General features: G+C 70.9%; 12 protein-coding genes and 2 rRNA genes. 3 read left to right on the top strand and 11 right to left on the bottom strand.

Translation table 11 applies throughout. The features are described 5' to 3' along the window. Positions 1-79 precede the first annotated feature (79 nt). From H181DRAFT_RS25580 to H181DRAFT_RS25570, 3 genes are all read right to left on the bottom strand, one after another. Positions 80-1,615: a glutamyl-tRNA reductase gene (locus H181DRAFT_RS25580; protein WP_078895976.1), complete on the bottom strand. Its 1,536-nt coding sequence runs from the start codon at positions 1,613-1,615 to the stop codon at positions 80-82. After that, positions 1,612-2,394, bottom strand: coding sequence for a redox-sensing transcriptional repressor Rex (locus H181DRAFT_RS25575; RefSeq protein WP_045866810.1), 783 nt, complete (start codon positions 2,392-2,394; stop codon positions 1,612-1,614). Before H181DRAFT_RS25575 ends, H181DRAFT_RS25580 begins: the two co-directional genes overlap by 4 nt. A 241-nt stretch (positions 2,395-2,635) precedes the next feature. Further along, positions 2,636-2,872, bottom strand: coding sequence for a glutaredoxin family protein (locus H181DRAFT_RS25570; protein ID WP_045866898.1), 237 nt, complete (start codon positions 2,870-2,872; stop codon positions 2,636-2,638). A 279-nt stretch (positions 2,873-3,151) separates the two neighbouring features. Between H181DRAFT_RS25570 and H181DRAFT_RS25565 the strand changes: the two genes are divergently transcribed. The 3 genes from H181DRAFT_RS25565 to H181DRAFT_RS25555 all read left to right on the top strand — a co-directional run bounded on the left by H181DRAFT_RS25565 (position 3,152) and on the right by H181DRAFT_RS25555 (position 6,982). Beyond that, positions 3,152-4,108 carry an HAD family hydrolase gene (locus H181DRAFT_RS25565; RefSeq protein ID WP_045866809.1) on the top strand — a complete coding sequence of 319 codons (957 nt, stop codon included), beginning with the start codon at positions 3,152-3,154 and terminating at the stop codon, positions 4,106-4,108. Between the two features lie 401 nt (positions 4,109-4,509). Next, positions 4,510-5,376 (top strand): ECF subfamily RNA polymerase sigma factor, BldN family, encoded by an 867-nt coding sequence (locus tag H181DRAFT_RS25560; RefSeq protein WP_045866808.1) that lies wholly within the window; start codon positions 4,510-4,512, stop codon positions 5,374-5,376. Positions 5,377-5,677: 301 nt separating this feature from the next. Beyond that, complete coding sequence (locus H181DRAFT_RS25555; RefSeq protein ID WP_045866807.1) at positions 5,678-6,982, top strand: DUF5667 domain-containing protein; 1,305 nt, start codon at positions 5,678-5,680, stop codon at positions 6,980-6,982. A 174-nt stretch (positions 6,983-7,156) separates the two neighbouring features. Here the strand turns inward: H181DRAFT_RS25555 and H181DRAFT_RS25550 are convergent, their stop codons facing one another. The 8 genes from H181DRAFT_RS25550 to H181DRAFT_RS25515 form a co-directional block, all read right to left on the bottom strand. Further along, positions 7,157-8,194: a lysophospholipid acyltransferase family protein gene (locus H181DRAFT_RS25550; protein ID WP_045866806.1), complete on the bottom strand. Its 1,038-nt coding sequence runs from the start codon at positions 8,192-8,194 to the stop codon at positions 7,157-7,159. Continuing rightward, the gene (locus H181DRAFT_RS25545) at positions 8,187-9,275 is read right to left on the bottom strand and encodes an NAD-dependent epimerase/dehydratase family protein (RefSeq protein ID WP_045866805.1); all 1,089 of its coding nucleotides are present in this window, start codon (positions 9,273-9,275) and stop codon (positions 8,187-8,189) included. The genes H181DRAFT_RS25550 and H181DRAFT_RS25545 overlap by 8 nt, the downstream gene beginning before the upstream one ends. A gap of 233 nt (positions 9,276-9,508) precedes the next feature. Beyond that, a complete protein-coding gene (locus tag H181DRAFT_RS25540) occupies positions 9,509-9,607 on the bottom strand; it encodes a 30S ribosomal protein bS22 (RefSeq protein WP_003948845.1) in 99 nt (32 codons plus the stop codon). Positions 9,608-9,758: 151 nt separating this feature from the next. Beyond that, positions 9,759-9,968 carry a helix-turn-helix domain-containing protein gene (locus H181DRAFT_RS25535; RefSeq protein ID WP_158677109.1) on the bottom strand — a complete coding sequence of 70 codons (210 nt, stop codon included), beginning with the start codon at positions 9,966-9,968 and terminating at the stop codon, positions 9,759-9,761. Between the two features lie 753 nt (positions 9,969-10,721). After that, the gene (locus H181DRAFT_RS25530; RefSeq protein ID WP_045866804.1) at positions 10,722-11,903 is read right to left on the bottom strand and encodes an acetoin utilization protein AcuC; all 1,182 of its coding nucleotides are present in this window, start codon (positions 11,901-11,903) and stop codon (positions 10,722-10,724) included. 47 nt (positions 11,904-11,950) lie between these two features. Continuing rightward, complete coding sequence (locus H181DRAFT_RS25525; protein WP_045866803.1) at positions 11,951-12,604, bottom strand: HAD family hydrolase; 654 nt, start codon at positions 12,602-12,604, stop codon at positions 11,951-11,953. A gap of 89 nt (positions 12,605-12,693) precedes the next feature. Further along, positions 12,694-12,810: ribosomal RNA gene (rrf, locus tag H181DRAFT_RS25520) — 5S ribosomal RNA — on the bottom strand. Positions 12,811-12,924: 114 nt separating this feature from the next. Continuing rightward, positions 12,925-13,012, bottom strand: a 23S ribosomal RNA gene (locus H181DRAFT_RS25515); the annotation flags it as partial.

Below are 13,012 nucleotides of genomic sequence, written 5' to 3'. Positions count from 1 at the left end.
CCGCCCCCGCCAGGCCCGTGCCGGGCAGGATGACGCCCGCCTCTCCCTGTGAGGGCCTCGCTCACGGCCGTCCGCCCGTTCATGGCCGACCGCCCGTCGTCGGATCCGGAAGACGTTCCCGCGAACGTTCCGGCGAGTGTTCCGTCGTACCTCCCGCAGCGTGCTGCGGCGTGCGCTCCGGCGGTCCGGCCGGCCCGGGGACGCCCTTCGGCGGGACGGACCCGGACGCGGGGCTGCTGCTGACCGCGGCGACCGCCTGCGGATCGAGGTCGAAGAGCTCGCGCAGCGCGTCGGCGTAGCCCGCACCTCCGGGCTCCCCGGCGAGCTGCTTCACGCGCACCGTCGGGGCGTGCAGCAGCTTGTCCACGACGCGGCGCACCGTCTGGGTGATCTCCGCGCGTTGCTTGTCGTCCAGCCCCTGCAACCGTCCTTCGAGCCGGGCCATCTCCGAGGCGACGACGTCGGCGGCCATCGTGCGCAGGGCCACGACCGTCGGTGTGATCGTCGCCGCTCGCTGCGCGGCCCCGAAGGCCGCGACCTCCTCGCCGACGATGCCGCGTACGGCGTCCACGTCGGCGGCGAGCGGCGCGTCCGCCGCCGCCTCGGCCAGCGACTCGATGTCGACGAGGCGTACCCCGCCCCCGAGCTCCGAGCGGTGCAGGGCCGCGTCGATGTCGCGCGGCATCGCCAGGTCGAGCAGGGCCATGGGCTCGGAGGGCTCCGGCGAGGAGGCCCCCTCCCGCCGCCCGAGCGCCTCGCGCACCGCGTCGAGCGTCAGGACCAGCCCGGTCGCCCCGGTGCAGGAGACGACGACGTCCGCGCGGGGCAGCTCCGCCGTGATCCCGTCCATGGGCAGGGCGTGCGCGCGGGGGCCGTCGCCGCCGCTGAGGGCCGCGGCCGGCGCCGCGCCCGCGGCGAGCCCGGACGTGAGGCCGGTGGCGAGCCGTTCCGCGCGGTCCAGCGTCCTGTTGGCGATCACCAGTTCGGCGACACCCGCGCGCGCGAGCGTCGTGGCGGCCAGGGAGGACATCGAACCCGCGCCGATCACCAGGGCCCGCTTGCCGCGCACCCATTCCGCGACCGGCATGGAACCGGCGAGCTGTTCGAGGCCGAACGTGACCAGGGACTGGCCGGCCTTGTCGATGCCCGTCTCGCTGTGCGCGCGCTTCCCCGTCCGGAGGGCCTGCTGGAACAGGTCGTTCAGCAGCCGCCCCGCGGTGTGCTGGTCCTGCGCGAGCGCCAGCGCCTCCTTGATCTGGCCGAGGATCTGCCCCTCGCCGACGACCATCGAATCCAGGCCGCACGCCACGGAGAACAGATGGTGGACCGCCCGGTCCTCGTAGTGCACGTACAGGTGCGGAGTGAGCTCGTCCAGTCCGACACCGCTGTGCTCGGCGAGCAGGGTCGAGAGCTCGGCGACGCCGGCGTGGAACTTGTCCACGTCGGCGTACAGCTCGATGCGGTTGCAGGTGGAGAGCACCGCCGCCTCCGCCGCGGGCTCGGCGCTCATCGCCTCCTGCAGCAGCTTCCCTCGTACCTGCGGGGCGAGCACGGCCCGCTCCAGCACGCTCACCGGCGCGCTGCGGTGGCTCAATCCGACGACCAGCAGACTCATGCGGGCATCACGGCGGGGACGTCCCCGTCTGGTCCGGGCTCGGAACGCTTCTTGGTGACGGCGGCGGCGGGCGGAGCCGCCGGAGGCGCGGTCTCCTCTTCCTCGGGAGCCTCCTCGCCGGCCTTCCGCTGCTCGTGGAAGGCGAGGATCTGGAGCTCGATGGAGAGGTCGACCTTCCGTACGTCCACGCCTTCGGGCACGGACAGGACGGTGGGCGCGAAGTTGAGGATCGAGGTGACGCCGGCTGCCACGAGCCGGTCGCACACCTGCTGCGCGGACCCCGCGGGGGTGGCGATGACGCCGATGGAGACGCCGTTGTCGGCGATGATCTGCTCGAGGCCGTCGGTGTGCTCGACCTGGATGCCCGCAACGGTGCGGCCGGCCAGCACGGGGTCGGCGTCTATGAGCGCGGCCACGCGGAAGCCGCGGGACGCGAAGCCCCCGTAGTTGGCGAGCGCGGCGCCGAGGTTGCCGATACCGACGATGACGACGGGCCAGTCCTGCGTCAGTCCCAGCTCACGGGAGATCTGGTAGACGAGGTACTCCACGTCGTACCCGACGCCGCGGGTGCCGTACGAGCCGAGGTAGGAGAAGTCCTTGCGGAGCTTGGCGGAGTTGACACCGGCGGCGGCCGCGAGTTCCTCGGAGGAGACCGTGGGCACGGAGCGCTCCGACAGTGCCGTGAGCGCCCTCAGATACAGCGGTAGCCGGGCGACGGTGGCCTCGGGGATTCCTCGGCTCCGGCTCGTCGCCGGTCGGTGGTTTCGGCCAGTTGCCACGGTGCTCCTGCCGGTTGCGCGAAGCGGTGAGCGATCCTTCGCCGAGTGCGCGCCCGGACCGCTCCGTCGCGAACCAGGCTATGCCTTTGTGAACGCGTGCACAAAGCTGGTGCCCGATTTGTCCGTTCAACGTGACCGGCGCCACACGCCACGGCAGCACCACGCACCACTCCTCGTGCACCGCCCGTGACGGACCGGGCCGCCGGGCCGGTCACGCCGCGCCGCCGCCGGCCGCCGCGGCTCAGCCCGTCAGGGCCTTCCGCAGCCGGTCCGGGTCGACGCGCCAGAAGTCGTGCTGCGCACCGTCCACCAGCACGACGGGGATCTGCTCCCAGTACTTCCGGTACAGCTCCCCGTCCTGGTTGATGTCCTTCTCCTCCCAGGCGGCCCCGGTCTCCTCGCAGACCCGGACGACCACGTCCCGTGCGACGTCGCACAGATGGCACCCGGGCTTCCCGATCAGCGTGACAGTCCTCATGCGCACCATTGTCACGCTTCGCGGACACCACACCGCATGTCCGTCCCGCTTCACATCCGGCATCCGCGCCTCCGGCCGCGCCCGCGCACACCCGGCACCCGCCCCGCGGCACCCCACCGACCAGCGCACGGGCCCGACGACCGGGCCGCACCGCCGAGTTGGCCCACCGCGCGTCCAGCACACCGATGCGGGAAGCACGTCCCGTCCGTGTTCCTGATCGCCCACAACCGGACACCCGGCCGTAACAGGACCGGCGCATCCGGTGGCTATCCTCAAGGCATGCTCTCCCGCCCCTCACCCCGACGCGCCTGGGCCTGGCTCGCGCACCGCAGCCGCTCGGCGACCGCGCGCAGCGTGATGGCGGGCGAGGCTTCGGCGGAGGCCGCCCGGAAGCAGGAACTGGAGCAGGTCGGCCGCGAACTGGCCGCCGCCGGGCCCGGGGAGGAGGTCTTCCCCGTCGTCGGAGACACCCGCGCGGCCGCCTTCTTCGACCTCGACAACACGGTGATGCAGGGCGCGGCCCTCTTCCACTTCGGCAGGGGCCTCTACAAGCGGGACTTCTTCGAGAAGCGCGAACTCGCCCGGTTCGCCTGGCAGCAGGCCTGGTTCCGGGTGGCGGGCAGCGAGAACTCGGGCCACATGGAGGACGTCCGCTCCAGCGCGCTCTCCATCGTCAAGGGCCACAGCGTCAGCGAACTCACCGCCATCGGCGAGGAGATCTACGACGAGTACATGGCCGGCCGCATCTGGCCCGGCACCCGCGCCCTCGCCCAGGCGCACCTCGACGCCGGCCAGAAGGTCTGGCTCGTCACGGCCGCTCCCGTCGAGACCGCGACGATCATCGCCCGCCGCCTGGGCCTGACGGGCGCCCTGGGCACCGTCGCGGAGTCCGTCGACGGCGTGTACACGGGCAGGCTCGTCGGAGAGCCGCTGCACGGCCCGGCCAAGGCGGAGGCCGTCCGGGCGCTCGCCGCCGCGGAGGATCTCGAACTGGACAGGTGCGCCGCCTACAGCGACTCGGCGAACGACATACCGATGCTCTCGCTCGTCGGCTATCCGTATGCGATCAATCCTGACAGCCGGCTTCGCGGCCACGCCCGCGAAATGGGCTGGCGGCTGCGGGATTACCGCACCGCGCGCAAGGCGGCCAAGGCAAGCATCCCCGCGGCGGCCGGAGTCGGCGCGGTGGCGGGCGGCGCCGCCGCCGCTGTCGCCATCCAGCGACGCCGGCGCTGAGCCCCGCCGGGGCACCGTTCACGGCTGCTCCAGGCTCTGACTCCCCCCGTTGCGGCGCTCTCCGCGTCGACCGAACTCACGCTGCGCGCCCGGGCGATGAGGCAATTCCCGCATCCCGCCCGGCCCCCGCTCCCGCCAGTCACGCTTCGGACGTTCGAGCACAAGACGCCATCCAAACGACAAGTTGCGGACAGGAAGCGGTCAGAGAGCCGATCACAGTCGGTGTCCGGATGGGCACCAATGCGTAACACAACCGACTGAACCGGCGATTTCAGCAACTAGGCGTAGCACTGTCTGTACGAAGCGTTATTCTCCTCAGACGCAATCGGTACCCACCCGCCCCAATCCGGGTCGAACGGTTCCGTACTGCACGTGATGGAAGCTCTGCCTCTGGGAGTCCCGTGTACCCACACGTCGGGGTTGACGCCTCGGGCCTGGCTACGCTGCGCAGCACGGTCGTTGCCGCTGTCGGCCGGCTACGCACACTCGTCCCCCACACGTACGCCGTCCCCGCCTTCGCCATGGCCGCGCCCGTCCCCGCCGGCCGTCGCCACGCACTGGGCGGCCGTTCCGCCCCCGCCGCGGCCCCCGCGAGCGCGGCGCAGGCCACCGCCGCCGCGGCCCCTGCCGGGAACATCGGCAGACGCACCCGCGGCGGAGCCTCCGGGAGCGCGGGCACCTCGACCGCACGCCGGGCCCGTCCGGCGGCGAGCGACACCGACAGCCGCCGGATGATGGAGCTGGTGGAGCGTGCGCAGTCGGGGGAGTCCGAGGCCTTCGGCCGCCTCTACGACCAGTACAGCGACACCGTGTACCGCTACATCTACTACCGCGTCGGCGGCAAGGCGACGGCCGAGGACCTCACGAGCGAGACGTTCCTGCGGGCGCTGCGGCGCATCGGGACCTTCACCTGGCAGGGGCGCGACTTCGGCGCGTGGCTGGTCACCATCGCGCGGAACCTCGTCGCCGACCACTTCAAGTCCAGCCGGTTCCGGCTGGAGGTGACCACCGGGGAGATGCTCGACGCCAACGAGGTCGAGCGGAGCCCCGAGGACTCCGTCCTGGAGTCGCTCTCCAACGCCGCGCTGCTGGAGGCCGTACGCCGGCTCAACCCGCAGCAGCAGGAGTGCGTGACACTCCGGTTCCTGCAGGGCCTCTCCGTCGCCGAGACGGCACGCGCCATGGGCAAGAACGAGGGCGCCATCAAGACCCTGCAGTACAGGGCGGTCCGCACTCTCGCGCGTCTGCTCCCGCAGGACGCCCGCTGACCCGGCACCGCCTCTCGCGGGAACGCCGGCGAACACCGGGCACGAACTCTGAACTGCCGCTGCAACGGCCTTGCCCGCAGCGGCAGTTCAGTGACGTTCAGTCACCCCCGAGACGCGTGCGGTCACATCATCGTGAGTCCGTAACCCGACTGGCTTGCGGCTCGTTGTGGGAGTTGCAGACTCCCCGCAACCGTGTCGCGCAAGTAGTCACTCACCCTTCCGAGTGAAGACGAGCGGTTTTGCCGAAGACCTTCCGACCGTGCCGGGGATTGGACCGTGCTGACGAGAGGAGGTGCCGCCCGTGATCGGTTCCGTGGCAACGAGCAGGCGGGCAACCGCCTTCGCCGATGCCCTGGACGAGCGGGAGCTCGAAGAGGCGGCGGCGGCCGACCGAGCGGCGGAAGACGGGGGCGCACGTGTCTTTCGGCCCACCCCTGAGCCTCCGCCCCGGACGGGCGGGAGCGAGAGCGGCGGAGATGATACCTGCACCCCGTGCGAAGGTGCGGGCGATCCCGGGCACCCCCGCCTCCTGCAGATCGCCGGGCAGCTCGCGGAGCTGCCGCGGCCGGCGCTGGACCCGGAGGTGAAGACAGTCCAGCGGGCGCAGCTGATCGCCGCCATGGAGGCCGAGTTCGCCTCACCGGAGGCACGCGCCCGCCAGGTCCCCGAGCAGCGCGACGGCCGCGGCAGGAAGGGGGCGCACCGCGCTCCCACCCCCGTGAGCAAGCTCCGTCCGCGCTCCCGGCTGACCAAGGGACTCGCGGCGAGCGGGCTCAGTGTCGGTGTGGCGGCCTCCGCTCTCGGCGGCGTCGCCGCCGCGAGCGGCGACGCCCTTCCGGGCGACTCGCTGTACGGCCTCAAGCGCGGCATGGAGGACCTCCGCCTGGACATGGCCGACGACGAGGCGGAGCGCGGCAACGTCCACCTCGACCATGCCTCGACGCGCATGCAGGAGGCCCGCCGGCTCATGGAACGGGCAAGGGGCGGCGCCGAGTTGGACTACGAGTCGCTCGCCGAGGTGCGCCGCGCCCTGTCAGGCATGCGCAACGAGGCGGCCGACGGCCACAGGCTGCTGAACGCCGCGTACGCCAGGGAAGGCAGCATCGAGCCGATGCGCTCCCTCTCGTCCTTCCGCGCCGACCACGGGGCGAGCTGGGCCCGCATGAAGGACCGGCTGCCGCCCCAGCTCTCGGACGTGCGCGACGAGGTCAACTCCGTCCTCGCCGCCATGGACGACGACATCGAGCCGATCCGCGGGCTCCTCACCGACCCCGCGCTCGACGCCCCGCGCACCCCCCGCAAGGGCGGTGCGGACCGTACGGACAAGCACGAGTCGCCCGAGCCGCGCTCCTCTTCCGGCTCCGGGAAAGACAGCGAGCGGGACGGCACGGAGCGCGGCTCCCCCTCACCGTCCGGTTCGACGCCGCACACGGGCGGACTCATCGGCGGCGGCGGCCTCCTGGGCCCGGAGGGGGACCAGCAGGGCGATCCCCACCGTCCGGGCCCCGGCAAGGACGGACGCCCGCTCCCGGGCTCCGAGGTGACCCTTCCGCCCATCGTCCCGGACGTCCTCCCCGACCTGCGGAACCTGTCGGCGGACGACTGAACTCGCGGACCGAAGGCCCCTCCCGCACGCCCGGACGTACGCGCCGGGTACGCGGAGGGGCCTTCGCTCTTGCCTCCCGCTGCTTCCGGCTGCCTCCCACCGCGCCCACGAGCACCGCTCGCGGCGTGGACGGCGCCCTCGGAAAGGCGCTGGAAGCGCATCAGGTCAGTACACCTAGAAGAAGACGGACCTTCGCTGCACCAGAAGCTTGTAGAGCGTGTGCTGGATCGTCTCCCGGATCTGGTCCGTGAGGTTGAACATCAGCATCGGGTCGTCGGCCGACCCCGCCGGGTATCCGTCCGTCTCGATCGGTTCACCGAACTGGATCGTCCACTTCGTCGGCAACGGAACGGCGCCGAGCGGCCCCAGCCAGGGGAAGGTCGGCGTGACGGGGAAGTACGGGAAGCCCAGAAGGCGGGCGAGCGTACGGGAGTTGCCCACCATCGGGTAGATCTCCTCGGCCCCGACGATGGAGCACGGCACGATGGGCGCCCCCGCCCGCAGCGCGGTCGAGACGAACCCGCCCCGCCCGAACCTCTGCAGCTTGTAGCGGTCCGAGAAGGGCTTGCCGAGGCCCTTGAAGCCCTCGGGCATGACCCCGACGACCTCGCCCCTGCCCAGCAGCGCCTCCGCGTCCTCCGCACACGCCAGCGTGTGGCCGGCCTTGCGGGCGATGGAGTTGACCACCGGCAGCATGAACACCAAGTCCGCCGCCAGCAGGCGCAGATGGCGCTGAGCGGGGTGGTTGTCGTGGACGGCGACCTGCAGCATCAGCCCGTCCATGGGCAGGGTGCCGGAGTGGTTGGAGACGACCAGGGCCGAACCGTCGTCCGGGATGTTCTCCACGCCCCGCACCTCGACGCGGAAGTACTTCTCGTACAGCGGGCGCAGCAGCGACATCAGCACCTGGTCGGTGAGCTCCGGGTCGTACCCGAAGTCGTCGACCTCGTACTCCCCCGTCACCCGCCGGCGCAGGAACGCGAGGCCCTGAGCCACCTTCTGCTCCCAGCTCCCGCCGCCCTGCCCCGGGCCTTCGGTACCCGGGTCGTCCGCGCGGGGGGCGCCTGCCGCCTGCCCGGACTCATGTCCGCCGGCGCCGGAGGCGGACGCGCCGCCGCCCGGATTCGCTTGCCCGCCCTGCCTGTTGCCGCGGCGGCCGGATCCGGAGCCGTCGTCCGGCGAGCCGAACGGGATGACCTTCGCCTCACCCATGCCTTCCGGCCTCCTCGCCTTCTCGCTCCCCGGATCCCGCGGGCCCGGGACGGACCAGCCCCGCCAGCCTGTCGACAGTACGCGCGAGAGCCTCGGGCGGCAGCAGGCCGGGACCCTTGCTGCGGCTGAAGGCCTCCAGCGTCTCCGCCGTCGTGTACCGCGGTTCGAAACCGAGCACTTCACGCATCTGCACCGTCCGTACGACCCGCCCGTGGGTCAGCAACCGCACCTGCTCCGGCGAGAAGTCGGTCGCCCCGACCGTCTGCAGCAGCGACCTGCCCCACCGGATCGCGGGGAGCAGCAGCGGCACCGTCGGCCGGCCGAGCCGCCGCGCGCACTGGGAGAGCAGCAGAGTGCCCTCCCCGGCGATGTTGAAGGTCCCCGCGTTGAGGGTGCCCCGCCGCGGTTCGCGGGCCGCAAGCCGCAGCACCTCGACGGCGTCCTCCTCGTGCACGAACTGCAGGCGGGGGTCGTAACCCAGCACCGTCGGCAGGACCGGCAGCGCGAAGTACGCAGCGAGGGGGGAATCCGCCGACGGGCCGAGCACGTGCGCGAAGCGCAGCACGGTCACCGACACGTCGGGGCGGCGCCGGGCGAACCCCCGTACGTATCCCTCGACCTCCATGGCGTCCTTCGAGAAGCCGCCGCTGGGCAGGGACTTGGCGGGAGTCGACTCGTCGAAGAGCGCGGGGTCCCGTGGCGCCCCGCCGTACACGCTGGTCGTCGACTTCACGACGAGCCGCCGCACCGAGGGTGCCTTCTGGCAGGCGCCGAGCAGCTGCATCGTCCCTATGACGTTGGTTTCCTTCACCGAGCTGCGGTTGCCGCTGCCCGGCACGGCGAGGGGGCTGCCATGGACGTCCATGTGCACGACGGTGTCGATCCCGTACTCCGCCAGCACCCTGCCGATCTCCGGCTGCCGGATGTCCGCACGGACGAACTGCGCACCGCCCAGATCGTCCGCGGGCTCCAGCACGTCCACGCCCACGACGCGGTCCACGTCGGGCTCGCGCTGGACCCGGCGGGCGAAGCGGCCGCCGAGCTGGCGGGCGACTCCGGTGACGAGCACGACCCTGCCCAAGATTCCTCCCATGCCGCACGCACGCGGCCGGTCCGTACCGCGGCTCGACGGCGCGGCCGCGCCGTCCGTCTACCGCCTGTCCTCGCTCCCGCGCCCGAAACCGGTCCGCGGGGCACCGCCTGCGGCGAAACCGCGGGACAAGGGGGACGGCGCACACGAAACCGCCGCCCTGCCGTCCCGCACAGCTCGGTGCGGGCGGCAGAACGGCGGTCCCTTACGTACCCGGCGCTCGCTCACTTCTTGTTGCGACGCTGAACACGCGTGCGCTTGAGGAGCTTGCGGTGCTTCTTCTTGGCCATCCGCTTACGCCGCTTCTTGATAACAGAGCCCACGACTACCCTCGCTCACAAATCATCCCCGCCGACGCGGAGGGAACTGCCTTCACTCGGCGCGGGGCGTCCGAGCCCACACGACCTACATGAGGTTCAGCCTACCCGCCGCCGGGGGCAGCTCGTAATCCGAGGGTGGGTCAGCGGGCGGCCGTCAGGCGGTCTCCACCCCCACGTACGACTCCTGGAGGTACTCATGGACGGCCTGCTCTGGGACCCGGAATGACCTTCCCACCCGGATCGCCGGCAGATGACCGCTGTGCACCAGCCGGTACACGGTCATCTTGGACACTCGCATCACCGAGGCGACTTCCGCCACGGTCAGAAAGTTGACCTCGTTGAGAGGTCCCTTGCCAGCAGCCATGTCACACCTGAACCTTCCGCACATGTCGGTCACCGGCTTCCCCTTCCGGCGACTCCCGCTCGCATGCGCGCTCCTCCCCAGATTAGGGGCGGGTGATGCAAGTGGGGAAGAGGAGTAGCGATCGGCCTCCTACTGTGACAGACGGGCCCGATTGAGTACATAGCGCGTCTGCGGACGGTAGTAGGCGGACCGCGCAGCGTCATCGGCGGGCGCCGCCGCGAGCCCACCGACGCGTCCGCCGCCGTCACCGGTATGCCGCGCGTCCTGGAGGGCCTGCACCCATCTCTACCCAACTGACCTGCTGCGCAGACCCGTTGGGCGCGACACCGGAACCGCCGCGGCGACGGTCGGCACACCGTCCTCGCGTCGCTCCACACCTCACCGGACCGGACCCATGAAGAGGCGTGAACTACCGGCGCATGACGGGGAGAACGCGCGCCGGCACCGGCAGCCGACACAGCCGTCGGCGCGTCCGCGAGGATGAGATGGCGTACGCCGAACCGGGTCGTTATGTCGACACGTCTCCACTGCTCTGATGTGAGGAGAGTGCACGACGCCGACGAGGGCCCTGGGACGAATGAGGCGTAGAGATCCAGGAGTCGGCTCGGGTGCTCTGCCTCCGGACTTCCGGATCACGCCGGCCGCGCGGGTCTTGGGTCCTCAGCAGGGAACGCCGACTGCCGGGCAGACGGGGCTTGTTGGGACGCGTCCCGGCCAGTCTCCCGGGTCAGGCGCCCTCAGGTCCCGGCCCGGTCAGGGCATCATCCCGCGCGCGGGGAAAGCGGCGTTGCGTGTGGCGCGAACCGCCTGGTCGAGCGGGTCGGCGGGGTCGTACCCCGTCTCCTCCCACGTGCGCACGGCGATCTCGCGTCCGTCTGTCATCCGGCGGGGAGAATCCGGGCTTCCCGTCTTCGCGTACACCAACTGCCGCCATTCGTCGGGCACTTCCGTCTCCGGCGGCAACGGCGCGCCCGCCGCGATCGCGACCAGGTGCGTCCACGTCCGCGGTACGACGTCGACCACCGCGTACCCGCCGCCGCCCAGGGCGAGCCACCGTCCGTCCGAGAACTCGTGGGCCCAGCCGTGAAGGGATTCCGCTGCGAGGCGCTGGGCGTCCACGCTGACGGCGAGGTGCGCGAGAGGGTCCTCGAAGTGCGTGTCGGCTCCGTGCTGGGTCACGAGCACCTGAGGCCGGAACCCTTCGAGCAGCTGCGGAACCACGGAGTGCAAGGCACGCAGCCAGCCCTCGTCCCCCGTTCCGCCGGGGAGGGCGAGGTTCACCGCGCCGCCCTCGGCCTCGGGGCCGCCGCTCTCCTCGGGCCAGCCCGTCCCGGGGAAGAGCAAACGGGGGTGCTCGTGCAGCGAGATGGTCAGCACACGGGGGTCGTTCCAGAACGCGTCCTGGACACCGTCACCGTGATGGACGTCGATATCGACGTACGCCACGCGCTCGGCGCCCTGTTCCAGCAGACGCGCGATGGCCAGCGCGGCGTCGTTGTAGATGCAGAAGCCCGCGGCAGAGGCGTGCATCGCGTGGTGCAGCCCGCCGGCGAAGTTGACACCGTGCTTCACCTCGCCGCGCCAGACCGCTTCGGCAGCAGCCACAGACTGTCCCGCGATCAGAGCGGACGCCTCGTGCATACCGGCGAACGCGGGGTCGTCCGGCGTGCCCAGCCCGTACTCGCCGTTCGCAGCCGCGGGGTCAGCCGACAGCCTGCGCACCGCGTCGATGTAGTCCTGACGGTGCACGAGCCGCAAGGTCGAATCGCCCGCCGGCTTGGCCGCGGCGACCTTCAGATCCTTCAAGTCGTCGAGCCCGAACGCCTCGACGAGCCGCATCGTCAAGGCGAGACGGATCGGATCCATCGGATGCCCGGGACCGAAGTCGTACTCCGTGACTGCCTCGTCCCACATCAACTGCGCGCCACCGCTCATCCCGCCACCGTACCGGGGGCCGCGGCAGGCACCGAAGCTGCCCGGCTCTACGCCAGCAGCGCGGTCAACTCGCCCATCTCCTCGAAGATCACACCCGCACCGGCAGCGGTGAGCCGATCGCGGGGAGTCATCGCCGCAAAGGCGTAGACGTCCATACCGGCGGCGAGAGCGGCACGCACACCCAGCGGACTGTCCTCGACGACGGCACACCGCTCCGGAGCTACGCCCATCGCATCGGCCGCATGAAGAAAGAGGTCCGGCGCGGGCTTCCCCCGTCCCACGTCCTGCGAGCTGAAAATGCGCTGTTCACCGAAGTGTTCGTACAGGCCCGTCTTCCTCAGCGTGACGCGGATACGCTCGTGGCTCCCCGACGATGCGACGCAGAACGGCTGCCCCTCGGCGTCCAGCTTCGCCAGCAACTCGGCGACGCCCGGCACCGGCTGCAGCTCCCGTCGGAAGGCGGCGAAGACGCGGGCGTGGAAGGTGTCGTCGAAGTCGTCGGGGAGCCGCTCCCCGGATCGCTCCAACACGACGTCGTGCACGCGATGCAGAGCGGCACCCATGTAATCGCGGATCGATTCCTCGTACGTGGTGGAGTGTCCCAATTCCGTCAGAAAGGCAGCGAGCACGCGATTGGAGATCGGCTCGCTGTCCACCAGCACACCGTCGTTGTCGAAGACGACCATGTCGTACCTGCCCATGCCGGCAACTGTACGCGGGCATGGGTCGGTAAATGAGAATAGCCCCGTTGGGGGGTTAACCATCCAACGGGGCTATTCTCTCAAGATTTGTTCGGCGGTGTCCTACTCTCCCACACGCTCCCGCATGCAGTACCATCGGCGCTGTCAGGCTTAGCTTCCGGGTTCGGAATGTAACCGGGCGTTTCCCTCACGCTATGACCACCGAAACACACCACCACCACCATGGGTGGTGGAAACCTGTATCGGCAACACACACTCACTCTGCAATTATCACAAGCGGGTTGTTGTCTCAGAACTGACACAGTGGACGCGAGCAATCAATGGTCAAGCCCTCGGCTTATTAGTACCAGTCAACTCCAACCCTCACGGGTCTTCCATATCTGGCCTATCAACCCGGTCATCTCCCGG

Source organism: Streptomyces sp. WMMB 714 (assembly GCF_900090125.1).
GTDB classification, from domain to species: domain Bacteria; phylum Actinomycetota; class Actinomycetes; order Streptomycetales; family Streptomycetaceae; genus Streptomyces; species Streptomyces daqingensis.
This window is presented reverse-complemented; position numbering and strand designations above follow the sequence as displayed.

Excerpts from the sequence above, each read along its gene's own strand:
- H181DRAFT_RS25525 (WP_045866803.1), bottom strand. The coding sequence starts at position 12,604 with ATGGGCAGGTACGACATGGTCGTCTTCGACAACGACGGTGTGCTGGTG.
- H181DRAFT_RS25580 (WP_078895976.1), bottom strand. The coding sequence starts at position 1,615 with ATGAGTCTGCTGGTCGTCGGATTGAGCCACCGCAGCGCGCCGGTGAGC.
- H181DRAFT_RS25530 (WP_045866804.1), bottom strand. The coding sequence starts at position 11,903 with ATGAGCGGTGGCGCGCAGTTGATGTGGGACGAGGCAGTCACGGAGTAC.
- H181DRAFT_RS25550 (WP_045866806.1), bottom strand. The coding sequence starts at position 8,194 with ATGGGTGAGGCGAAGGTCATCCCGTTCGGCTCGCCGGACGACGGCTCC.
- H181DRAFT_RS25565 (WP_045866809.1), top strand. The coding sequence starts at position 3,152 with ATGCTCTCCCGCCCCTCACCCCGACGCGCCTGGGCCTGGCTCGCGCAC.
- H181DRAFT_RS25570 (WP_045866898.1), bottom strand. The coding sequence starts at position 2,872 with ATGAGGACTGTCACGCTGATCGGGAAGCCCGGGTGCCATCTGTGCGAC.
- H181DRAFT_RS25535 (WP_158677109.1), bottom strand. The coding sequence starts at position 9,968 with ATGGCTGCTGGCAAGGGACCTCTCAACGAGGTCAACTTTCTGACCGTG.